Consider the following 23,697-nt stretch of genomic DNA (forward strand, 5'->3'; position numbering starts at 1 on the left):
TATGGCTAAAATTTCTGAACTATTTGAACAACATTTACCATCTCAATCACCGAAGCCATACTCTTTCTGGGGCTACGCGTTGCCTCTGATCGAAAAGTTACAACAAGACGGTGTCTCTTTCTTCTTTAAATCAGATGGAGAGAGAGTATCTGATGTATACACTATAGTGATTGAAGGGCCACCTCTGAAAGGTGACTTCTTCAGATGTGAAACTGATGAGTTGGAAAGTGGTATTGAGAAAGTTCTATCTGAATATGCTACGGATTATTGGAGCTAATTTGCTTAAATAATTTATAGATGTTTTTAATGCCAGCAGTCATTTTGACTCTGGCTGAAACATTAGCAGAGTGAACTTTCATTTCAGGAGGCTGGAACCCATTTTCAACCACCTGTTTTTCTATCCACAGTATAACGTCATAACCTGTCCCTAGTGAATCGTCACCAAGGTCATGGTCAAGGCTGATACATTCAACGTTTCCTTGCTCTAAATACTCAATGGCTTCTTTCGGCCATCGAACCAGGATCCAACCTTCAGGTGGTTTACGTTCATCATCCAGATATATCTTCATTTAACTTTGCTCAAAAGACTGATTACTTTAGTCATTTTATCACAGTCATGTTGATGATCTCTTTTCCTTGAAACAACTGGGACAGTCGCTGTTAGAAAAGATGAAAATCTGTCGAAACACCTTTATTAGAAAGTTATGGCGCTTCGACAAGCATACCTCTAACCAAATTCAAATCAATCCCCTTAACCCGTTCGTCCCTCGACGTTGCTCTGTCAATCTCTCATTGTTCCGATTTCGCGAACTATAAAGTCAAATAATACACAATTATCAATCAATGAAAGTTTCGATAAGATCATCTTCATCGTCACAAATGGAGCAATACTGCTCTTAACTTGTTGAAAAGGTGAATAGTATGGATACGTTGAAAAGAATAATTGCAGTATCGATGATTTCGATGCTTCCTTTGGGTATCAGCCATGCAGATGCGCAATCAGACAACACGTTAGCGGTTGCTAAATCATTTCTCGAAGCCGCTGGAAGTGGTAACGGCGCAAAGCTGACCGAACTCATGACCGATGATTTTGTTTGGCATAACGAAGGCGACAAACGCATCCCTTGGATTGGTCCTTGGAAAGGCCAAGAAGACGTGATGGGCAAGTTTATGCCCGCATTCGGTAAAGGTTTTACAGTGACAAGCTGGAGCACCGACCACAGTTTTGCTAACGCAGATCAAGCGGTGTTTATGGGCTCAATGAGCGCTATCCTCAACAACACGGGGGTCGATACTGGCAAATTCACGTGGGCAGTTCGTGTTCATGTAGAAGACGATAAAGTAAAAAGCTGGAACTGGATGGAAGACAGCTATGCGGTATCTAACGCGTACAATGACAACTCACAAGCGAACAAAGCGACGGTAGAGACCTTCTATACACTTCTTAGTAACCCTGGCTCTGAAGAAGCGGTCAAAGCATTCAGCACTAACACGGCAGATACCTGGGAAAGTGTCGGTGACTATTCTGGCAAGAATAAATCGAAAGGTGCTTTCTTAGGTCAAATGGGATACTTCGCAACATTAATCCCAGACCTAAATTGGAATATCGAAGAGATGACGCACTCTGGTGATCGTGTGATTGTGCGAGGCCGCGCAACCGGCACGCCTACGGGTCCTCTCTTCGGCGTTGATGGTGCCGGTAAAAGATTCGACATTATGACGATTGATATTCACACCATCGAGAATGGCAAAATCACAAAATCGCATCACGTAGAAGATTGGGCTGGCGCGTTAAAGCAGCTCAAAGGAGCAAATAAGCTTAGCAAGTAACGTTGATCTAAACGCTGGTCGATTCACTATCGACCAGCATTTTTAGCTACCTGCCAGTAAAAACAAGCGAAATACGTAAGGGGTGAATAAACTGATGAAGTCCTGCTCAACGACACGCAGCTCGATTCAATTCAATGCGCCATGACAACTAACGAAACTGCGTCGGCAAGTGAAACGTTTTGAACCCAAACCGATACTAAGCGCCAACCCTCTCTATCCCTCTGACTGTTCTCGACGAAGCCTACAACAAATGATCAATAACCGCTTACCAGCCTTCTAAACTTGACTAGCGATCGCCAGGAACCAAACCCGCGTTAGCAGTACCGAGGACAGTCGCTTTTATCCAGTTGACCTCTGCAGTGGTAAAATGATCTCGGACACCAGTCCCCACTTTGATGGACGATTCTGCATCCATCACGCCTTCCGCTTTCAACTCGCAAATTTCAATATGGCCAAAAATCTAGGTGGCAGAGAGCTCGGGGTCAGATATGTAACATTCAGGTAAATAGTCTATTGCCAGTCAAGAAAAAATGAAAATGTCTAATACTCGACCGGCTTGGAAAGCAGTTAATGAACAATACTTTTTTCTAGTTTTCAAAATGATATTCGCTATCAATCTGACGTTATCCGGCTATCCAGCGGATAGGCGATGTAAGTAACACAGTTGGAAAGGAGGTGACTTCATTTAGTATCCTCCTCCTTAGCTTTACTGTTAAACATTCCATCCGGCGCGGAGTCAATAAGATCTTCTACACTGGTGAAAACCGCATAGGTGGTGAGAAATCCATAATTCTTACTTAAATCCATTTTTGAATTATTGCTGTTAGTGGAATGCGAATCGACAGCTTGAAACTCACAAGGAGCACTGCCTGAATTGGTACCTGAAGATTCTCCTGCATCACCATAATTACAGTCAAGCGGCTTTCTCTGAATGTTAACGAGGTTTAAAGCCCCTGAATTAGAAAGAGCTCGATTGATCGTTGCATTAAATTCAGCTTGTAAAGTCTTGTCAATCTTCACCCCTTTCAGCTTACTAACATCTGCTGCCGCTTTGATGATTGCGCTAAAGTCTTCTGACGAGCCATAGACAATATTCCTTGCTTGTACCAGTGCTGTTGGCATTTTTAACTGTGTTGATGGCCACCAATTACTTCGAACTTTCCCATACATTTTTTCGAAGTCTTGACCAATCACTATAGTCTTAACTCTGATACCTTGAACCAATGCATAGCCAGAAATAGCTTTGCCAGCAGAGCCGGAAACACTCGCAGCATCCGTCGCGTTGACATTACCCCCCACACTTGAATCTGCAGACCACGTATATGAAACTACGCCATTCGCTACTTTCAATTTTTGAATTTCCAACAGTAATTCATCAAGTTTTGTGTTAGCAGCCAACACTTCTTGATTGATTGGTTCACAATTCAAAGATGCATTGTTAGCTTGCAGTTCTACGATTCTTTTTTGTGCATCCGCATCGTTGCTACTGTCGCTCGACAGCTTTGTAATCTCTTGTTCATTTTTCTTTTTTTCAAACTCACAACCGGCCAACTTAATAGAGAGCAAAGACGTTTGCAACGCCATGCTTTGGTAAAGATCTATCTTACTCTTTAAAAGTCGAAGATCGTTTAAGGTCTTATCCTTATCAGTCTCATCGTATCCGTTAAAATTAAGCGCAGACACATAGGACTTCTCGGCAGCCATATCGTAACAAAACATAGTGAAAACACCGCGCCATGGAGAGGTATTGCATGTCATACCAATTTCGTACGCTGTTACCATGCCAGATATTGAGAGAAGTTTATTCTGATAAGGCCAACCGAAAATCTGTGTAAACATTCCTTCATTATCAAAGTCCGAGGTGATTTCATCAAAGGAACGTGTAACAGTACCGCTTGAACATGCGGATAATATAAGCACCAAAGATATGATATGAATCGATTTAAAGATTTTACCACCATTAACAATTGATTTCTTATTGAACTCTATATTTGCCATAACATTCACTCGAAGTAACGCCAGAGACTTTTAATTATATTCCCAACGAAACACAACACAGTGTCAATAATGAAACATCGAATGATCATTTAAAAATCTAAGATATTTATATTGCTAATATTAACGATCACTAATTGTATGTGGTTTAAGCAAGAGTTAGTCCTTTACACTAAAACGAACTCGGTGCATTTGGCACTAAGGACCCATTATGCCAACCACTTCAGACTCCAGATTGTTTAAAGATCTTGTTGAACTCCACCCAAAAGCCAAGAAAGTACTTGCCGAAGGTGACTCATGGTTTGCATATCCAGGGAAATATGCCTATTTAGGTAGAGCACCAAACATCATTGCCCATCTGAATAAAAAAGACGATTTAGTGATATATGATGCTTCATCTAACAGTGATGAAGCCATTGAAATGCTGAGCGGAAAACAAAAGTTCTCGTTGCTAAAACGAATCTCCCACACTGAGTTTGATTACATTTTATTTTCCGGCGGAGGTAATGATATTGTCGGTAGATATGACTTCGGGTTTTTGCTAAACACGAAAACTCCAGAAATGACATGGCGTCAATGTATTAACGATAAACGGCTTAAATTGAGATTCACTCAGATAGCTTCCACCTACGAGTATCTTTGTGAATTGGTACTTATGTATTCAAAAAAAAAAGATGTAAAAATTGTCGCTCACACGTACGATTACCCTATTCCAAGCCCAAGGGGCTATAAAGCATTTGACATAATTCCCTTGAGAGAGCCTTGGTTATATCCATACTTTTACCAAAAAGAGATTTTTGACCATCAGGATCAAAAAAACATCATTACTTATATTCTCAAGAAATTTCACGAGGCACTTAAGCGAATTTCTCGACGATATCCATCTCTCGTGGTTGTTAATACCCAGAGAACACTTCGAGAAAATCATTGGAACGATGAAATCCATCCTACCTCCGAAGGCTTTAAGCTAATTTCAGAAAAAATCTATAAGGCGATTTCATCGACATCAACGAAGAACGCTTGATTGAATACTCATCTAGTGGTGCATGTACGGATAATGTGTAATGTGTGCTACACAGAAAAAACTTAGAACATGGCTCGCAATTAAAAACAACAAGCTCCTGATCGACAAGCCAAATTTCAACCCAGAATACATTCCTCAGACTTTGTTGCCACCTTGCGCAGATAAAGCCACCATTTGAGACGGCCTTCAAACGGTGCGTTTCAGCTGCAATGGTATATTTCATCGATAACTCTCTGAGAGACATGGAAAAGTTGTTTCCTAAGAATGGAAAACACCCTTCATTGTTTGTAAAACAAGAAGCAAACCGTTCGGAAACGGCATTTCTTTCAAATGCCTCTTAAGCCTTTATCTAGCTACGTATGGTTTACCGATGAAAAAACTCCTTATTGCATTGCTTCTTTTCAGTACCCCCTCCTTTGCCGATGACCACTTCTATGCAGGCGGTGGTGTGTCCATCTTCAACGATACGGAATTAAAACTTAGCGGTAACTCAGCGAGTAAAAACAGTGATATCGGGGCTAACGCTCTTGCTGGCTACAGCTTCACAATGTCATCCGGCTTTGAGCTAGGCGTTGAAGTTGAATACGTGCATTACGGTAAGGCGAAATTTACCGATACTTACCACGTAGAAAGTGAAGCTGTTTATATCAACGCAAAGCCAAAGTTTATTGAAGTTGGGAATAGCCTGTACAGTGCTCTGATTTTGGGTGTTGGCTCTATGTCCTCTGAAATCAATATCGATGGTCAATCGATTAAAGACTCGGATCTGTCTTACCAAGCGGGTTTTGAAATTGGCTATATGATTGACGAATGGGATATCGGTCTTGGCTACCGTTACCAAGTCGCTGATTTTGATGGTTTCTATGGCGTGGATGTATCCAACCAAAGTGTGACCCTTGGCGTTCGTTACAACTTCTAGTTCGCTCTGTGCCTCGATCGACGTCAACGTTATGAGTCAGCCACCTCTTGGCTGACTCATGCAAACCTCTTGTCTGCTTCGCTTCAAATATGCCTACCCGTTTCGCTAAGGCGTTACGATCTCACCCACCAGCTTTTCACAAAACGCATGCGTTGACAGGTTTCGTTGCTTCACTTTCTCATCCATTTGACCTGATGCCACCACGCCCACCCAGTCTTTCAGCATGGCTTTAAAGCCTTTGGTTTCCAGCGTATCTGTCCAATCGGCCATTTCTATGCGCTCGGTTTTGCCGTTTTCGAACTTTTCGCCGCGCAGGAAACTGTCGAATTGGTAGGCTTCGTTTTCAAAGCAGAGGGAAACGGATTCACAGGTTTTGCCAAATAAACGGTTCATTTGGCCATTGAATAGAGTGCCGTTTTCTTCCCAGTTCAGGTTGACCATAGCGATGTCTCCGCCCTGTCGCTGGACTGAAATCTGCATCTCTTGTTGGTCGATTTGTCCGTGTAGGTTAAGCGAATCGATCACATGGATCATGTCATCGAGGACGAAGTCTTGTGCCGCCCCTACAAGGTTCAAGCGGTGTTTATGCCAACTGATGCTGCTAAGGTCATCACGTGCCACCAGCGAGCGCCAAATAGGGATGTAGCGTCGGTTGAAGCCGACAAATAATGGCACGGCTTTCTCTTCAGCCAGATCATGCAGCTTTTTATAATCCGCGAATTTCAGAGCAGCGGGTTTATCAACGAAAACCGGAATGCCCTGCTCGATAAAGAACGTCGCGATGGTTGCGTGGGTTTCGCTGCTGGTATGGATCATCACCCCATCGACATTCATATCAACGAGATCGCGATAATCACGGCAGGTAGCGGCAATACGATACTCGTGCGCGACGGCGGCTAACGTTTCAGGGTTTCTGGTGCAAAGAACGAGGTCGAGATCTGACATTCGCGTCAGCAAAGGTAAGTAAGCTTTGGTGGCTATGTCACCCAAGCCGATAACGGCAATTTTCATTGATTCTTATTCCTTTTTTTCAAAGCCTAGTGATACTGACGCACCCGTTTTACAAAGTCTACTGTGGTAACACTGAACTGCACACCCTTAAAAGTTATGTTATAACATTACATTTGTTGCCTTTTGTCGAAACGACATGCTGTGGCCATGCGAAGTCCGCATTGCTCAGGCATGAGCTTAAAGGCGAAACCATCAGACAGTGTTTTAAGGGATTAGCACATGAAAGACATTAAACCGATTTTCCGAAATCTCGAGAAAATGCTCAAGCAATCCCCTTGGTTTGATGACGGTTGGGAGATTTATAACCGTGGCGTTTACATGCAGCTATATAAAGAGACTTGGCACAATGAGCGCCAAGGCGGTGTCCACTTTGAAACCTACATTGAAGCGCGCGAAATAAAGCAAAAACAATTCCCTATTTGCATGCATGCAGAAGAAGACTGTCCATCCCAATCTGAGTTTATCCGGAAATTTCTTGAGCTTGAAGGCGACCGTATCAAGGGCTGGAAAGGCTATCAAACCATTGGTAATGGCTACCATATCTGTCAGCGAACGCTGCCTCTCAATCTGAAAAACCTCGAACAACGGTTGTTTGAAGAATTTAACCGCCTAAGACAATTGGAAGCTGGTATTGAACAGGCCTTGCAAGCACGCTGAATAGTCGGCTGGCAAGCCCCGACAACTCTATACGGGAGCATACAATATGAAGCGAAATCAGAGTCCCTGCATTGATGTGTGTGATTTTTCAGACCCCAAGGGATGGTGTTTGGGCTGCGGCCGCACTCGGGAAGAATGCCAAAAATGGAAGGCAATGAAACCCTATGACAAAAACATCCTTCAAAAAGAACTGAAAAAGCGCATGTCCAAAATAATGGCAAAAAGCAAGGAGTAACCATTAAAGGAAAGCGGGCTCTATTCCTTTGGCGCTGCGACGCCAGATAAGCCACCTTTCACCGCGTTATAAGCTGTATTCCCGCTCTACTTTAGCAATGCGCGTGGTAAATGCCGCGTACCATTTCTTGCGTCCTAGCTTCTGTGCTTCGATATGCTCGACATTCGCTTTCCACTGCTTGATGGAATCGAGATCTTTCCAATATGAGACGGTAATACCTAGCGTATCTCGCGCCGATTCCACGCCAAGAAAGCCGGGTTGCTGTTCAGCCAGTTCAACCATTCGCGCGGCGGTTTCGCCGTAGCCTTCTTCAAGCTCTGTTCTGAGATTGGTAAAAATAACGGCGTAGTAAGGTGGTGGTGGGGTGTTGGCGATGTCTGACATGGAGATCCCTTTCCCTGTTCAATCACGAAGACGTACAGCCTAACGCAGAAAACATGACAACCCAAGATTACGAGTATTTTCCTCGCAAGTCGTGGTCGTCTCAAATGCACTAATCAAGCTCAGATTAATGGTTTTTTCCTCACAAAGTAGCATTGCGGCAATGACTAGATGGGCTTAGGTTTATTTTGAACATAAATAAATCAAGAGGTTAAATGGTCATGGACAGCAAGAAACTCGCACAAAAAATTCGTGTTGTATGTGTCGCTATCGCGTTGATTACTGTCCCTTTAACGACCTTCGCAAAAGATCTTCCCATCATCAAAGTCGGCGTGCTGAAATTCGGCACCGTCAATTGGGAAATGGACGTGATAAAGCGCAATAAGCTCGATGAAAAAGCGGGCTTCACTCTCGATATCACACCACTTGCTGCCAAAAATGCGTCGTCTGTTGCGCTGCAAGGCAAAGCTGTCGACGTCATTTTCTCCGATTGGGTATGGGTAAGCCGCCAGCGAGCAGCGGGCAAAACTTACACTTTGTCCCCCACCTCCGCGACAGCAGGCGGTCTGTTCGCCTCAAGTGAACTTTCGCTCGCTTCGCCATGCGACCTGTCTGGGAAGGAATTGGGCATTGCGGGCGGTGCAGTCGATAAAACATGGCTTCTCTATCAGGCCTATTGCAAAGCCACGGCCAACAAAGACATCAGTGAAGAAACCGAACAACAGTTTGTCTCTCCGCCTCTGCTGAACAAACTGCTAATGCAAGGCAAGCTCCCAGCAGGTATCAACTTTTGGCACTACGGCGCAAGACTCGAAGCCGCAGGCTTTCAACCCGTGATCTCTCTTGATGAAATCGTTGAAGGTTTAGGCGTTGATACGCAAGTCCCCATGCTGGGTTGGGTGTTTGATGAAACATGGGCCAAGGCCAATCCTAAATTGGTCTCTGCGTTTTTGAAAACCTCTTCAGAAGCCAGAGCCATTTTAAGAACATCAGACGCTGAATGGGAGGTCATTCGCCCGTTAACCAAAGCCAAAAGTGACGAAGTGTTTATGGCCTTAAGAACGGCATATCGACGCGGTTTCTCAGGCACATTTGGCGACAAGCAACAAAAGGCGGCAGAACAGATTTTCGACATCCTAGCCAAAGAAGGCGGGCCTAAACTGGTTGGGAAATCCTCTTCACTCAGTGAAGGCACATTCTGGCTCAATCAATAAGCGTGCTTCGGTAAAGGACATACCATCACGTGATAAAACCGAGAGCCATTCGACTCAACTATCTGCGACTCATCATGCCGCTGTGTATGATGGTCTTTTGGCAATGGTCAGCTGTGCTAATCGACAGCCCGGATTACCCAACACCCGTGGCGGTTTATCACGCGTTGGTATTTGAGCTAACGCAAGAACACATGCTTTATCACCTTGGCATGACACTTTGGCGTGTCGTTTTAAGCTTCGCGTTTTCCATGGTGCTTGGCGTTATATTTGGCATCATGATGGGGCGCTTTCCAAGGCTTAATGAGCTGTCCGACCCCGTATTGATTCTTGCGTTGAATATTCCCGCGTTAGTCACCATCTTGCTTTGCTACCTAAGCATTGGCCTTGTTGAGGCCGCTGCTGTCACGGCTGTCGCACTTAATAAAATTCCGACCGTTGTCGCGATGATTCGAGAAGGCGCCCGCATGGTCGACAATGACTTAATCGACGTTGCACGTGTATTTCGGCTCTCTCCCGCCACCCGATTTTTCCGCGTCTTTCTGCCTCAGCTATACCCTTACATCATGGCTTCTGCGCGCACGGGGCTTTCTCTTATCTGGAAGATTGTATTGGTCGTCGAGCTCATTGGGCGCAGTAACGGTGTCGGCTTTAAGCTTCATACGCTTTTCCAGTTCTTCGACATTGCCGGCATCCTCGCCTATACCTTCGCGTTTGTTGCCATTATCTATCTTCTGGAGGCACTAATATTCAGGCCATTGGACAAGGTCGTGTCACGAGGTCGCCTATGATTTCAATCACGTTGAACATTCAGCGTAAACACTATCAAGATGATGCCGTGGTGATAGCCAACCTAACTGGAGAGGTATCAGCAGGCAAAATCACTGCCATTGTGGGGCCATCAGGTTGCGGTAAATCCACTCTGCTGAACATGATAGCAGGGCTGGAAACATCCCAAACTGGCGATATTCGATTTTCCAGCCGTCACGTTACCCAACCCAAAGTGGGGTATATTTTTCAAACACCGCGACTCATGCCATGGCTAACGGTCAGAGAAAATTTGGCATTGGTGAGCGAAAACGATAACCCCAGCATCAACGCAACCCTAGATGCGATGGGCATGCTCGATAAACAAAGCGCTTACCCCGCAGCGCTTTCAGGCGGCATGCAAAAGCGCGTTAGCATCGCGCGCGCTTTTGTTTATAACCCAGATCTTCTGTTGCTTGATGAACCCTTTACCTCCCTTGATGCACCGACTGCACACCAACTGCGGCTTCAACTGCTGACACTGTGGGCTCAGCACCAATCCACCATGGTTTTTGTCACACACGATCTACGCGAAGCCATCTCTCTTGCGGATGAAGTCTGGTTTCTAAGCCGCTCCCCCACCTCAGTGATCCACTCCTTGCCCATCGAACAATCCATTGGGCGGTTAATCGCCTCACCGAAGGGACGATCGACGATTGATACCCTCACCGAACGCTTGCTCCATGAGCACCCTCACCTGCTGAGCGGCGTCATAGGGCAAACCCAAACCAAATCACGATAGAAAAATCCTCCGCTCGCATCGCGCATTTATCTGCAAGGTGAGTATAATAAGCCCTTTCTTACAGGCCGGTGGAATCCAACATGGCAAAGACGCTGACACAAGAGCGCATCGCAGAGATCCTCAAATTAGACGTTGACCAACGTTATAAATACCTCGTGAAAGAAGTCGTCGAGAATCGTGAAATCTGGATACTGATTGACGAACACGGTTGCGTCATGCTCAATACCGAAGAAGAAGATTGTGTGCCAGTGTGGCCAAACCAAGAGTTCGCGCAAGAGTGGGCAACCGGTGAGTGGGAACACTGCAAACCAGAAGCTATTGGCTTGAACAAATGGCATAGCCGCTGGACAAACGGCCTGCTAGACGATGAGCTTTCTATCGTAGCATTCCCGAACACTGACCTTGAAGGTGTGGTGTTGTTCCCAGATGAGTTTGATTTCGATCTCACCAGTTTGGCGAAAAAACAAAAACGCTAATGTATGCGTCAATGTGAAATGAGAGAGCAGCTTGTCTGCTCTTTTTTTTATGCAAACAACCAGCAAGATCTCTCTGTTTCCCCACCACTAGACTCACCAAGCACACTGCATAATTCAATAAGATATCATCATGAATGATTCACACCATGCTATTACTAAACAACTAGCATCACTCAAAAATATCAATTGATTAGGCAAATAAATAGGCACGTAACTGCGCCAGCCCACACTGGGTAATTATTCTTAAATTGCGAATAGATCGCATTCAGGAAAAATCACTCCTCAATAATCTTGATTAGAATCAATAAACCTTCATTCATGCTGTTTGTAGCACCAATTTACCCCGAATAAACATTCCCTCACAATTAGTGAGTACTTATAGTTCCCTCCGTAATATTTCATCGAAGATTCTACGTTTTAGACCCATGAAATCATTCGCTTGGTGAATGGTTTGTTGCGGGGTTTGAAGCAAATAAAAATAGCTAAGTCAATTAGCACACAGATCCGCGAAAGCGGTGTGAGAATGACAATGAAAAACTGGATCGATAAGGCGGTATTAGCGCCAATGAAGCGTCGAAGCTTCATGAAGTGGGGGGCAGCCATTGGCGGGGGTACAGCACTGGCTGCTGGCCTACCATTGAAAGCGGTTGCCAAAACCACGGCAACAAACGCCATTGAAACCAAAACGGTGTGGTCCGCTTGTATGGTGAACTGTGGTAGCCGTTGTGCGCTGCAAGTTCACACGCAAAACGGCGTGATCACCCAAATTGAATCAGACAACCGTGGCGATGACCAAGGCTTTGGTAATCACCAAGTGCGTGCGTGTCTGCGTGGCCGCTCTATCAAACACCGTGTTTACAACCCAGACCGCCTGAAGTACCCAATGAAGCGTGTTGGCAAGCGTGGCGAAGGCCAGTTTGAACGCATTAGCTGGGACGAAGCGCTGGATTTGATGGCTGAAAAACTCCAGTACACCATCAAAGAGTACGGTAATGATTCGATCTTCATTACGTACGGTTCAGGCACACAAGGTTACCGTACTGACGGTAAAGACTGCTTTAAGCGTTTGTTCAACCTTGTGGGTGGTTTCCTTGATTACTACGGTAACTACAGCTGGGGCCAAATTCAGTTTGCTCTACCGTTCACTTACGGCTCAATCAAACCGTCTGCTTACGGTAGCTACACCACGGAAATCGAGAACGCTGACCTGCTAGTGATGTTCGGTTACAACCCTGCGGAAACCCGCATGAGTGGTGGCGGTGAGATCCACGAGCACATCAACGCACAGCGTAAGAACAACGTTCGTACCATCATTATCGACCCGCGTTACACCGACACCATGTTGGGTAAAGAAGACCTCTGGCTACCTATCCGCCCTGGTACCGATGCGGCACTGGTTGAAGGTATCGCACACACCTTGATCAACGAGAACTTGGTTGACCAAGATTTCTTGAACAAATACTGCCAAGGCTACGACGCGTCCACCCTGCCAGCAAGCGCACCGCAAAACGGTCACTACAAAGCGCACATCTTAGGTCAAGGCCCAGATGGCATTGAGAAGACACCTGCGTGGGCATCAAAAATCACCGGCATTCCTGTTGATCAAATCGTTCAACTGGCGCGCGAAATCGGCACCGCAAAAGCGTGTTTCATTACCCAAGGTACCGGTATTCAGCGTCAAGCAAATGGCGAGCAAACCTCTCGTGCGATCGTGATGCTGCCAATCCTAACGGGTAACATCGGCCGCCCAGGTACCAACACCGGTGATATGCCAGCGAACTGGAGCTACCCAGCGCCACGCATTCCAACCGGCGTTAACCCTATTCAAGTGAAAGTACCGTTCTTCAAATGGAGCGATGCAATTTACCGTCACCACGAAATGACCGACAAAACCGACGGCATTCAAGGTGGTGAGCGTCTTCGTACCCCGATCAAGTTCCTACTGAGCTACTCAGGCAACATGATCATGAACCAGCATGCGGACATCAACAAACACCGCAAACTGATCGAAGATGAAAGCCAAGCAGAATTCATCGTGGTGTGTGATAACCACATGACCTCATCTGCACGCTTTGCTGACCTGTTACTGCCAGACGTAACTACCATCGAAAACAACGAAGTGAGCTCTGACGGTTACTCTTCAGGTTCATTGGGCGGTGTGTTCCCGCTGGTTCGTGCTATCGAGCCACTGTACGAAACACGTTGCGCCTACGACATGTGTGTGGGTCTGTCAGAGCGCCTAGGCGTGAAAGATGCGTTCACCGAAGGCCGTACCCGTGATGGTTGGTTGGAATACCTGTACGAAGGTGCGCGTGCCAAAGATGCGAACCTGCCTACGCTGGAAGACCTGCGTAAAAACGGTCCTTACACCTTGGCAGCGCCAAAAGAAGGCCGTATCGCACTGGAAGATTTCCGTAACGACCCAGAGAAGCACGCCCTAGGCACGCCGTCTGGCAAGATTGAAATCTACTCCACCAAGCTGGAAACCATCGCGAAAGAGTGGACCTTGGCTGACGATGAAATCATCACGCCAATTCCTCAGTACGTGACCACCTGGGAAAGCCACTTGGATCCAAAGACTGAGCAGTTCCCGCTGCAATTCTTTGGTTACCACACCAAAGGCCGCACGCACTCTACCTACCACAACATTCCGTGGCTGCGTGAAGTGGTATTCGACGGCATTTGGATGAACCCACTCGATGCGAAAGCGCGTGGTCTTGAAAGCGGCGACTATGTTCGCGTGTTCAACGATCGTGGCGAAATCCGCGTTGCTATCAAAGTGACCCCGCGCATCATGCCGGGCGTGACTGCGCTAGGCCAAGGTGCTTGGTACAACCCAGACAAAGACGGTGTCGATTTGGGCGGTTGTATCAACACATTGACCTCACAAAAGAACACTCCACTGTCAAAGGGGAATCCTCAGCACACCATTTTGGTTCAAGTGGCCAAGGTTTAAGGGGAGATAAATAAATGACTCAATTCGGATTCCACGTCGATACCAGTAAGTGTACTGGCTGTAAAACCTGTCAGGTTTCATGTAAAGACCGCAGCGATCTGCCTGTGGGCGTTAACTGGCGTCGTGTTTACGAATACGCTGGCGGTGACTGGGTACAAAACGAAGACGGCACAGTAAGCCAGAACGTTTACGCCTACTACATGTCGATTTCATGTAACCACTGTTCAAACCCTGCGTGTGTGAAAGCCTGTCCAACGGGTGCGATGCACAAACGTACTGAAGACGGCCTCGTGGTTGTCGACAAAGACGTATGTGTTGGCTGTCAGTACTGTGGCATGGCGTGTCCTTACGGCGCACCACAATACGACCCTGCGAAGAAACACATGACCAAATGTGATGGTTGTTACGAGCGCATCGCTGAAGGCCGCAAGCCTGTGTGTGTTGAATCTTGCCCACTGCGAGCGTTGGATTTTGGTCCAATGGATGAGCTACGTGAAATGTATGGCACCAAGAACGACGTTGCGCCATTGCCAGACCCACGTCTGACTTCACCTAACTTGATCGTGACCACTTGCCGTAACTCTCGCCCAACTGGCGACACCACTGGCAGCATCCAAAACCCGACAGAGGTATCGCTATGAGTGAATTATCGCTGGTCTTCTTTACCGTTCTAGCGCAATCCGCTGTCGGTATGTTTATCGCGCTAGGGTTGGTTGAGCTGTTCTTCAAACCTGAACGCAAAGGCATGAACATCGCATTCATGGCATCACTGGCGTTGCTAGGCTTGGGTGCAATGGCATCGGTGACTCACTTGGGTCAGCCTTTCCGCATGTTTAACGTGATGTTTGGTCTGGCACACATATCAGCACTGAGCTTGGAAATCGTCGCGCTATCCCTGTTTGGTGGCGCAGCGTTTACCTACACCGCACTGCGCGTGTTGAACATTCAGCCGATGCTGCAAAAGCTTACGCTTCCTGCAGCCATGGCGTTGGGTGTGGTATTCATCCTTGCGATTGTTAATGTGTACCGTTTGCCAACCGTGGTGAGCTGGAACTCACATTGGACAACCTTCCAATTCCTGATGACGGCGGGCGTTGTTGGCCCAGTTGCAGCAGCGACAGCATTGCGTGTTCTTGCCCCTCAGCTTGGTAAAACTCAAGTCTGCGCTGACCGCACGCTGGGTATGGCAGCACTGATCACCATGGCAATCTCTTTGATTGGCTTTGGTGGTTATGCGGTGTGGCTAGGCCAACTAGACGCTTACACCAACCCATTCGCCATTGCGAACGCAGAAGCCTTCACCATGGCACGCATCGGTTTGATGGCATCAGGTGTTGTGTTGTTTGCCTCTCAAGCATTGCGCGGCAACAACAAAAATGCGGGCATCGCCATTGCCGCGTTTTTGATGGTTGTGATGGCGGAACTGTCTGGTCGTGCGTTCTTCTACGACGCCTTCATCAGCGCAAGTTCTGGCATGTAAGCATCGCCAATGCGTTCCAAAGGGGCTGGATAGCCAGCCCCTTCTTTTTGTTTTTTCGTGTTCGTTTTTTCTTTTTTCTATGTCTTTTTATTTTTATTTTTATCACTTTGTTTTTTATTATTAATTTCAGTCGAATAAGCCCATTGCCATGAATGACTTTCGTTACCAAACGCTTGCAAGCCTTACCATCGCTAGCCACTTTTTTTACCGTGCTCTGCACCAAGCGCCAGATGCAGCGTTTATCAATGCCTTGTACGACGAAGCGCTGTTCGAAGAATGGCCTGTTGATGTTCGCAGCGACAAAGTGGAACAAGGCTTAGCGCTGCTAGAAACACGCCCGGACTTGCACGCCATTTCCCGAGATTACGCGCAGTTGTTTGTAGGACCCAACACCCTTGCGGCTGCGCCGTGGGGCTCTGTGTATCTCGCAGAAGAGCAAACCACCTGTGGCAAAACCACCTTGGCGATCCGCGCCTTTTATGCAGACCACGGTATTGCCATCGACACCGGCGAACGCGAGCCTGAGGATCACATCGGCTTAGTGTTTTCATTCATTGCCTACTTGATTGAAACCGCACTGAATACACAAGTGGTTGAAGCCGCACACAATGACAGCTTGGCCTCAGTGCAAACCTTTTTGACTGACCATGTATTAACGTGGGCTCCACGTTTCTTCGCGATGATGCGTGAAGGCGCAACCACCGAGTTTTACCAAGGGCTAAGCCTCTTGGCTGAAGGCACGCTGGAGCAATTGGCCTCTCAGGTCGGTGCACAATACAAAGTGGTCACGATTTACCGTTAAAACAGGTAGCAACATCATGTCAGACAGAGACGAGCGTTATTACGCCGCGCAACTCAACATGCAAACGTGCAGCCGTCGCGGGCTGTTCCGTGGCTTGTGGTCTGGCGTCAGTAAACCAGTAAAAACACAAGCAGGCCTCGCGGCAAAGCGCACGGTTCCAAGGCCACCGACAGCAGTTGATGAAGGCTTGCTTACTCGTTTGTGTGATGGATGCGGAAAGTGTGAAGAAGCATGCCCACAACGCATTATCAGCATGATTGAAAGCCAGCCAACACTGTCGTTAGATGGTGGTGCATGTACTGAGTGTGGGGAGTGCCAACGTGCTTGCCCCACGCTGGCATTGGCCAATACATCGCCCGATAAATTGCCATTTACAGGTGCTATAGCGACGCTGTCAGGCATGTGTATTCGTCAAATGAGTGCGCCTTGCCAATCTTGTACGGAAGCGTGCCCTCATCAAGCAATTGACACTGTAAATCGCAGCATTGCTATCAATACCGATAAATGCTCGGGCTGTGCCCAATGTCGTGTCGCTTGCCCAGCTCACGCCATTCAAATGGTGATGCAATAAAAAAAGCCAACGCATTTGCGTTGGCTTTCTCTTCGTCAGAAAAACTTGCTTACAACCAACTTTCTATCGGTAACAAGCCGCTAAGCCATGCGCCAGTGCGCAGCAACAACCCTGAATCTGGTTCGGTCTCAAATGAACGTTGATTTTCATGATCAATCCAGCGCATTTCTCCGCCATCCATCGTCACTTGATAAGCACTTTTACTTAGCTCATCAAAGAATGTGCTCTGGGCACTCTCAACGTATGCGGGTGTATTAAACATCACCGCCATTTCCGTGTTTAAGCGGGCAGATCTTGGGTCCATGTTCATCGAGCCGACAAACAGCTTTTTGTCGTCCAACATCATTACTTTGGCATGAAGGCTAGAACGACTGCTTCCCGTCACACTCCATTGATGCTCAACGCTCGCGTGTGCTTTCATCTCCCACAATTCAATACCCGCTTCCACCAACGCTTCACGATATTTGGCATACCAACCGTGAACAGCGAAAACATCGTTTGATGCTAACGAATTGGTCAAAATCACGATCCGTTTTCCACGCAATGAGGCTTCAACCAAAGCACGTGTGCCCGCTTCTGTCGGCACAAAGTAAGGCGAAATAAGCGTCATGGAGCTTTCAACGCCTTCCAACACCTCGGTAAGCCCTGTGATTAGCTGGCTATCGCCATCATCAACTTTCGTCGGAGAATCAAACAATAACCTTGCAGATCCCCAATTGAGGGCAATTTGATTGTCTTTGATTTTCTTGTACAACGGCAAGGTCGCGAAGTTATATTCATCACTGGTGAATTTGTGTTCAATGCGCGACGCTTCTCGCCAGCGCGTGACATCTTCTGCAATAGGGATTCGCTTGCTCTTTTGGATCCACGACATCGGCACGGAATGTTCACTGTTCCAATACAAGTCGAACTGCTCTGCAGTCTCTTCGACAACGGGGCCGTTAAGCAACACATCGAAATCGCCAAATTCCACGCTCGAGCGGAACGAGAAATATTCATTACCAATATTGCGCCCACCCACAACCGAGGCCACGCCATCTGCTGTCATCGACTTATTATGCATTCGACGGTTTAAACGCTCTGAATCGGTGATCCAAGAAAGCATTCTAAGGGCGCGAAACTGATGAGGATTGAACAAGCGAACATCAATGTTCGGATGGCCATCAAGGTACGCAATATCGCTGTCTTTTCGACTTTGCATGTCATCAATCAGCAACCTGACTTTTACGCCACGCTCCGCCGCTTCATACAATCGCCAAACAATCAGTTGGCTCGTTTCGTCGTTACTGAAGATGTAGTACTGCAGATCGAGACTGTGTTCCGCCGACTCAATCATGGCTAAACGCGTTAGCAATGCATCATGTCCGGTTTCTAACGGGAAAAACCCTGAAAACGCATCAGGCACACCTTCGGGCTTGGAAAAGTAATTCGAAAGCACAGAATTGGCTTGATAGCCTAAATGACTTTGCTGGGCCTTTGGGCCATGTCCTTCGCCATAGTTTGGATGATAGGTAAACGCCACGGCGACACAAACGATGAGAATGGCTAAAAAAGACAGTAACAGTTTCTTTATCAAGAGGTTGAATCCGTTCAATAGCATTAAGCACAAACTACCATACGAAGATCAATTTGGCGCATATAACAATAAAGGCAGCTCGCTTTTATCGCTGGATTGGCGCGGAGTTCTAAAATTCTCACCGTGAGCGTTGATTCTTTGCTCAGTACTACAAAAAGAGCGGGCAATGCCCGCTCTTTCGTTTTTACCGTGATGGCGCATCATGCTGTCAATTCAGTGCCACCGGTTTTATCCCTGTGTGCTCTGCCAACACATTGATGGCTGCCGCTTTGTAGAGCGGGTTCGCTTCAATATGTTCGTAAAGCCACTTACAGCTAAACACCATTTTGATGGCATGCACTTCTGGCACCGACGTTATACCGCTTGCAATGTCCTGCCAATCAGAAGCATCCACGTACTGTTGAGCGTCTTCCGCCACTGTCGGCAAGGTTTCTGGGAAGCCTTTTTCAAGGTACAAGCCAGTCAGCCATACCCAATAGCGCTGCCAAAGTTCTGCCAATACGGGGCGAGTGCCGTTGCCGCTGTCCAACATTTGTTGGGTGATATCCGCCAATGCTTGATACGCCGTCACACTATGCAACGTCGTGAGTGCTGGCTCGTACAAGTACAAACTAATGGCACGATCACCGATTTCTTGCATTTTCAGCTCAAGGTTTTCTTCGGTAATGAAGAAGTTCTCAGCAACCGCGATATCATGAAGCACAGGTTCAGAACATAAGCGTTCACACACACTCAAGCTTCCACCCCAGAAACTGATTTGCGGTTTCGCCGCATGCAGCAGTGCCCAGTTTTCGGCGGCACTGGCTGACAACGCACTAGCTGATAAGGTTGTCAGGTCAGTGCGAGGCGGCAGCATGCGCTTGTACAAATCTTCATAACGGATCGCCCAGTAAGCGAGTGCATCCGCAATCAAGCCTTTGTCGCCGTGCATCATGGCAAAACTCAATCTGATCAATGGGTGGAACAATCCCATTGGCAACGCGTATTGCAGCCTTTCAAGCACGGTAAGTAAGTACGCGTTTTGATCGTCAGTCACATTCAAGCCTTCAAAGAAAACGCGCTGGAAGTCAGCCAGCATGTTGGCTTGCCCTAAATAGTCAGGCCAGTTTTCTTGGGTGATCACGCCTTTGTCCATCAGGCGCAAATCATCGCTGATTTTTGAGCGATAACGAGGCCAGGTTGAACGGAAGTTGCGAATGTCTTCATCGCTCGCACCCAATCCCTGCAATGACATGATGGTCATTGGGTAATGGTTCGCCATGCCGCCTTTTGTCACGCCGCCCAAGTTGGGGTGAAACGCGCTGTCTTTCAGCATTTCATCGTTTACCAACGCAGACATGTCTGGCGCTGCGTTGAATAGCCTTGTCGCCGTGTTTGATTTTGTGAATAACATAATGACTCCTCCGTACGTTGGTAATGAATTCTTTGTTCGTGTTTTTTCTTAACGCATAGAAAACAGCGCTTACAAAAAGTCGACCATTGGGGCAACCGGCACAATACCGTGCGGGTTCCGCAGCGGACTTTTTGAGTTGTAACCACGGCGATACACATCCAGATCGATGGTGTCTCGCACGCCCGGTTGTTTCACCAATGCTTTCAAATACGCCGAAATATTCGGGTAATCACGTAACGCTTTGAGATTGCATTTGAAGGCGGTGAAATAGCCGACATCAAAGCGCACCAGCGTCGGCAATAATCGCCAATCGGCTTCGGTGATCACATCGCCGAGCAAGAACTTCTGCTCGCCAAGGCGTGTTTCGATCTTTTCCAGCGATTCGAACAGAACTGTCACCGCTTCGTTGTAGGCATCTTGCGTCCGTGCAAACCCAGCTTTGTACACGCCGTTATTGATTGTGTTAAAAATCCAATCGTTCAGCGCATCAATGTCTTGCGCCAATGCGGCGGGGTAAAAATCTTGCTCGTCCCCCGTCACCTCGTTAAACGCGCTGTTGAACATGCGAATGATCTCTGAGGATTCATTACTGACAATGGTCTGGGTTTTCTTATCCCAGAGCACGGGCACTGTGACGCGCCCAGTGAAATCAGAGTTCGATTTCACGTAAAGCTGGTGCATGGCTTCAAGGCCGAACAGCTCGTCGGTAAAGCGCAGATTGCTCGCATCAAACACCCAACCTTGGTCGGTGCGAAGCGGCGCAACCAAAGACACACCCACCGCATCTTGGAGCTTTTTCACTTGTCGATAGATCAAAGTGCGGTGTGCCCAAGGGCAGTTCAGCGCCGCAAATAAGTGGTAGCGACCAGCTTCGGCTTTAAAGCCTGCATCACCGCTTGGCCCCGCTTCGCCTGTGGCTGTCACCCAGCTTCTGAATTTGGCCGTCCCGCGCACAAATCGCCCTTGTGCGTTTTCATATTCCTTGGCTTCCCATTCACGCAACGCATCATCGGTCAGCCAGCGGCCTTCAACTAATCTTCCCATTGCTACACTCCTTAACTACACGCCACTCGCCTTCTCTGCGTTGACGCGTTTGAATCATTGACCAATTTGTTCACGGCCGTGTGACTTCGTGAAATCCAATGCAGGGCCAATCGGCACAATGCGCGTCGGGTTCACCGTTTCATGGCTGCCGTAATAGTGCGCTTTGATGTGGTCGATATTCACTGTCTCGGCAACGCCCGGCTGTTGATAGAGCTCGCGCAAGTAGCCTGAGAGGTTGGGATATTCGACGATGCGGCGACGGCTGCACTTGAAATGTCCGACATAAACAGCATCGAATCGGACCAAGGTAGTGAACAAACGCCAGTCAGCTTCAGTGATTTGGTCGCCGACCAAATATCGGCGTTCTGCCAAGCGTTCTTCCAGCTTGTCCAAGGCATTGAAGAGTTCCTCCACCGCTTCGTCATAGGCTTCTTGAGTCGTCGCAAACCCTGCGCGATAAACGCCGTTATTGATGTTCGGGTAAATGAAGTCATTAATGTCATCAATTGCCTCTCGCATCGCTTCGGGATAAAAATCGCCATCTTTCGCGCCGACATCATCAAACGCGCTGTTGAACATACGAATGATTTCTGCAGATTCATTGCTCACAATGGTGTGGGTTTTCTTATCCCAAAGCACAGGCACGGTCACCCGTCCGGTATAGTCAGAGCGTGCTGCCGTATACACTTGGTGCAGATACGCCTTGTTGTTCACGCTGTCTTCAATCACGTCGTCACCCGGCAAGAATGTCCAACCGTCATCGCCCATAAAGGCATTCACAACGGACACCGAAATCATGTCTTCTAGCCCTTTTAACGCTCGGAAGATCAAGGTGCGATGCGCCCAAGGACACGCAAGAGACACATATAAGTGATAGCGATATGGTTCGGCTTGGAATCCGCCTTCGCCGCTTGGCCCTGCCGATCCGTCCTGCGTTACCCAACTGCGAAAGCTTGTGGCTTTGCGGGTAAAACGCCCGTTGGTTTTCGATGTGTCATACCAATCGGTGCGCCATGTTCCGTCGACTAATAAACCCATTGTTTGTGTCCTTCCTCTCAACCTTCAATGGACAAACAATAATCAACCTCAGTATTCGAATAAACAGCGCCAGATTGAATTAATTGTTCTTCATTTGAGAACAATAAAGAACAAAAGTCGAGCCGAGGGTAGAAACGAAAAAAGTAAACGGGGAGAAATGAAGAGAGAGAAAAGAAAAGGGAGGAGACATCAAAAGATAAAGGAAGCAGCACTTAAAACCGACACAGGGCAATCCCTCGCCCAATAACGCGAAACTTAAGCGATGCTTGAACGCTCCAGCAGCACCATCACTTCAGCATGTTCCGTGTGCGGGAACATATCAAACCATTGCAAACGCTTAACGGGGTAACTCTGCAATGCATCGAGATCCGTGCGCAGCGTGTCAGGATTACAGCTTGAATATATTATGTGTTTTGGCGCCAATGCCGAAAGTTGTTCAGCCAATTCTCGTCCTAAACCGCGGCGTGGTGGATTCACCAAAATCAGCTCAGGTGCGGAATCTTGACCTTGTGAGAACTTGGTGGAATCTAACGCGTCAAAGTCGAGGTTAGTGATCCCCATTTCATTCGCTGAACGTTTAGCGCTTGCGATGGCCTCGGGTTCAATTTCAATGCCCGTCACCGAGCGGGTGACATCGGCGCAATGCAACGCGAAACCGCCCACACCGCAGAAAAGATCCCACATACGTGCAGGCTTTTTCTCTTTTACCCACTCACGCGCAGTGGCATAGAGTTGAGCTGCAACTTTAGGATTGGTCTGGAAAAAGCTTTTCGGACGGATCACCAAAGGCACATCGTTAAAGCGCTCAACCAGATGTTGCTCTTGCGTGAGGAAAATTTCTTCGTCACCTTCCAAGCGCGCCATATGAATGGGCTGAATGTTCAGTGTAACAACACGCAACTTAGGAAACGCCTGCTGCAATCGATCCAGATTCGATTCAAAACGTGCCATGGACTCGCGGCTTCGCGTGACAAAACGCAGCATGAACTCGCCACTTATCGCCGCACGGGTCAGTAAAACGTACTTCAGTTCGCCTTTCTTCTTGGCTTTGTTATATGGCGAAATGCCCGAGGTGCGAATCCAATCACGAAGGTAGTCCAACAGTTCCTTCATGTCGTCCGTGTATAGCGGGCAATGCGTCAGACTAGCGGGTTCTCCATTAGACATTTCAATGCCCAATATTGGCGCGTGAGCCGCACCCATCACCACCATTTTCGCTTTATTACGACAAGCTACTTCGTCGCTTAGCACAGGCGATAACCACTGCTCCGGCAGACGTTGTTCAAACAAGGATTTTAACGCCTCGTCTTTTTGTTCAATCTGTTCTGTGTAAGGTATTTCTCTCAATGAACAGGAACGGCACGTATGCTGATCAAAGAATTTGCAACGCATGGGGATCCACCACCACCAGAAAAAAACGCAAGTCTATGCTTCCTGAAAAAAATGACCAATCGCGTTATTTCTCGTTATCTAAAACGTTTTTTATCGTAGTAAAAGTCAGAAAATCATGGCTCTAACAGCGCAGAAAACGGCTTTTCCCTTGAGGTTA

25 protein-coding genes are annotated in these 23,697 nt (G+C 47.4%); 15 read left to right on the forward strand and 10 right to left on the reverse strand.

From position 1 onward, the window contains the following. Position 1 precedes the first annotated feature (1 nt). Positions 2-277: a hypothetical protein gene (locus Q365_RS0100700; RefSeq protein ID WP_028021533.1), complete on the forward strand. Its 276-nt coding sequence runs from the start codon at positions 2-4 to the stop codon at positions 275-277. On the opposite strand, the gene Q365_RS0100705 is transcribed toward Q365_RS0100700, so the two are convergent. Beyond that, a complete protein-coding gene (locus tag Q365_RS0100705) occupies positions 258-569 on the reverse strand; it encodes a cyclic-phosphate processing receiver domain-containing protein (protein ID WP_028021534.1) in 312 nt (103 codons plus the stop codon). The two genes, Q365_RS0100700 and Q365_RS0100705, sit on opposite strands and share 20 nt — an antisense overlap. 352 nt (positions 570-921) lie before the next feature. Between Q365_RS0100705 and Q365_RS0100710 the strand changes: the two genes are divergently transcribed. Then, positions 922-1,830: a nuclear transport factor 2 family protein gene (locus tag Q365_RS0100710; protein ID WP_028021535.1), complete on the forward strand. Its 909-nt coding sequence runs from the start codon at positions 922-924 to the stop codon at positions 1,828-1,830. A gap of 286 nt (positions 1,831-2,116) precedes the next feature. Here Q365_RS0100710 and Q365_RS27300 read toward each other — a convergent pair whose 3' ends face one another. Next, positions 2,117-2,245, reverse strand: a complete 129-nt coding sequence (locus tag Q365_RS27300; protein ID WP_281173685.1) for a hypothetical protein — start codon at positions 2,243-2,245, stop codon at positions 2,117-2,119. A 266-nt stretch (positions 2,246-2,511) separates the two neighbouring features. Further along, entirely contained in the window at positions 2,512-3,828 is a 1,317-nt protein-coding gene (locus tag Q365_RS0100720; RefSeq protein ID WP_028021536.1) for a hypothetical protein, read from the reverse strand. Between the two features lie 208 nt (positions 3,829-4,036). Between Q365_RS0100720 and Q365_RS0100725 the strand changes: the two genes are divergently transcribed. Next, entirely contained in the window at positions 4,037-4,849 is an 813-nt protein-coding gene (locus Q365_RS0100725; protein ID WP_028021537.1) for an SGNH/GDSL hydrolase family protein, read from the forward strand. 370 nt (positions 4,850-5,219) lie between these two features. Then, on the forward strand, positions 5,220-5,768 hold the full coding sequence (locus Q365_RS0100735; protein WP_028021538.1) for a porin family protein: 549 nt from the start codon (positions 5,220-5,222) through the stop codon (positions 5,766-5,768). Between the two features lie 105 nt (positions 5,769-5,873). Here Q365_RS0100735 and Q365_RS0100740 read toward each other — a convergent pair whose 3' ends face one another. Beyond that, positions 5,874-6,779, reverse strand: a complete 906-nt coding sequence (locus Q365_RS0100740; RefSeq protein WP_028021539.1) for a Gfo/Idh/MocA family protein — start codon at positions 6,777-6,779, stop codon at positions 5,874-5,876. A gap of 219 nt (positions 6,780-6,998) precedes the next feature. Here Q365_RS0100740 and Q365_RS0100745 point away from each other — a divergent pair, with 219 nt between their 5' ends. Both Q365_RS0100745 and Q365_RS0100750 read left to right on the forward strand, forming a co-directional pair. Further along, a complete protein-coding gene (locus tag Q365_RS0100745; protein WP_028021540.1) occupies positions 6,999-7,436 on the forward strand; it encodes a hypothetical protein in 438 nt (145 codons plus the stop codon). A 46-nt stretch (positions 7,437-7,482) separates the two neighbouring features. Beyond that, a complete protein-coding gene (locus tag Q365_RS0100750; protein WP_028021541.1) occupies positions 7,483-7,671 on the forward strand; it encodes a DUF1289 domain-containing protein in 189 nt (62 codons plus the stop codon). Between the two features lie 66 nt (positions 7,672-7,737). On the opposite strand, the gene Q365_RS0100755 is transcribed toward Q365_RS0100750, so the two are convergent. After that, a complete protein-coding gene (locus Q365_RS0100755) occupies positions 7,738-8,055 on the reverse strand; it encodes an antibiotic biosynthesis monooxygenase family protein (RefSeq protein WP_028021542.1) in 318 nt (105 codons plus the stop codon). A 218-nt stretch (positions 8,056-8,273) separates the two neighbouring features. Between Q365_RS0100755 and Q365_RS0100760 the strand changes: the two genes are divergently transcribed. From Q365_RS0100760 to Q365_RS0100800, 9 genes are all read left to right on the forward strand, one after another. Further along, positions 8,274-9,266: an ABC transporter substrate-binding protein gene (locus Q365_RS0100760; protein ID WP_028021543.1), complete on the forward strand. Its 993-nt coding sequence runs from the start codon at positions 8,274-8,276 to the stop codon at positions 9,264-9,266. 29 nt (positions 9,267-9,295) lie between these two features. Next, positions 9,296-10,054, forward strand: coding sequence for an ABC transporter permease (locus Q365_RS0100765; protein ID WP_245621463.1), 759 nt, complete (start codon positions 9,296-9,298; stop codon positions 10,052-10,054). Beyond that, entirely contained in the window at positions 10,051-10,812 is a 762-nt protein-coding gene (locus Q365_RS0100770; protein WP_028021545.1) for an ABC transporter ATP-binding protein, read from the forward strand. Before Q365_RS0100765 ends, Q365_RS0100770 begins: the two co-directional genes overlap by 4 nt. Before the next feature lie 80 nt (positions 10,813-10,892). Beyond that, entirely contained in the window at positions 10,893-11,288 is a 396-nt protein-coding gene (locus Q365_RS0100775) for a DUF2750 domain-containing protein (protein WP_028021546.1), read from the forward strand. Positions 11,289-11,817: 529 nt separating this feature from the next. Further along, positions 11,818-14,244 (forward strand): DMSO/selenate family reductase complex A subunit, encoded by a 2,427-nt coding sequence (locus Q365_RS0100780; RefSeq protein WP_028021547.1) that lies wholly within the window; start codon positions 11,818-11,820, stop codon positions 14,242-14,244. Between the two features lie 14 nt (positions 14,245-14,258). After that, entirely contained in the window at positions 14,259-14,885 is a 627-nt protein-coding gene (locus Q365_RS0100785) for a DMSO/selenate family reductase complex B subunit (protein ID WP_028021548.1), read from the forward strand. Beyond that, positions 14,882-15,724 (forward strand): dimethyl sulfoxide reductase anchor subunit family protein, encoded by an 843-nt coding sequence (locus Q365_RS0100790; RefSeq protein ID WP_028021549.1) that lies wholly within the window; start codon positions 14,882-14,884, stop codon positions 15,722-15,724. Before Q365_RS0100785 ends, Q365_RS0100790 begins: the two co-directional genes overlap by 4 nt. 148 nt (positions 15,725-15,872) lie before the next feature. Next, entirely contained in the window at positions 15,873-16,526 is a 654-nt protein-coding gene (locus tag Q365_RS0100795) for a TorD/DmsD family molecular chaperone (protein ID WP_028021550.1), read from the forward strand. A gap of 16 nt (positions 16,527-16,542) precedes the next feature. Next, a complete protein-coding gene (locus Q365_RS0100800; protein WP_028021551.1) occupies positions 16,543-17,097 on the forward strand; it encodes a 4Fe-4S binding protein in 555 nt (184 codons plus the stop codon). Positions 17,098-17,146: 49 nt separating this feature from the next. Here the strand turns inward: Q365_RS0100800 and Q365_RS0100805 are convergent, their stop codons facing one another. The 5 genes from Q365_RS0100805 to rlmC form a co-directional block, all read right to left on the reverse strand. Further along, positions 17,147-18,673, reverse strand: coding sequence for a phospholipase D family protein (locus Q365_RS0100805; protein WP_028021552.1), 1,527 nt, complete (start codon positions 18,671-18,673; stop codon positions 17,147-17,149). Between the two features lie 208 nt (positions 18,674-18,881). After that, positions 18,882-20,066, reverse strand: a complete 1,185-nt coding sequence (locus tag Q365_RS0100810; RefSeq protein WP_028021553.1) for a questin oxidase family protein — start codon at positions 20,064-20,066, stop codon at positions 18,882-18,884. A gap of 69 nt (positions 20,067-20,135) precedes the next feature. Next, positions 20,136-21,110 (reverse strand): glutathione S-transferase family protein, encoded by a 975-nt coding sequence (locus Q365_RS0100815; RefSeq protein ID WP_028021554.1) that lies wholly within the window; start codon positions 21,108-21,110, stop codon positions 20,136-20,138. 54 nt (positions 21,111-21,164) lie between these two features. Then, positions 21,165-22,148 carry a glutathione S-transferase family protein gene (locus Q365_RS0100820; protein ID WP_028021555.1) on the reverse strand — a complete coding sequence of 328 codons (984 nt, stop codon included), beginning with the start codon at positions 22,146-22,148 and terminating at the stop codon, positions 21,165-21,167. Between the two features lie 255 nt (positions 22,149-22,403). Further along, a complete protein-coding gene (gene rlmC / locus Q365_RS0100825) occupies positions 22,404-23,540 on the reverse strand; it encodes a 23S rRNA (uracil(747)-C(5))-methyltransferase RlmC (RefSeq protein WP_028021556.1) in 1,137 nt (378 codons plus the stop codon). Between the last annotated feature and the right edge of the window lie 157 nt (positions 23,541-23,697).

Origin of the sequence: Enterovibrio calviensis DSM 14347, from assembly GCF_000621165.1 — a bacterium.
GTDB lineage: Bacteria > Pseudomonadota > Gammaproteobacteria > Enterobacterales > Vibrionaceae > Enterovibrio > Enterovibrio calviensis.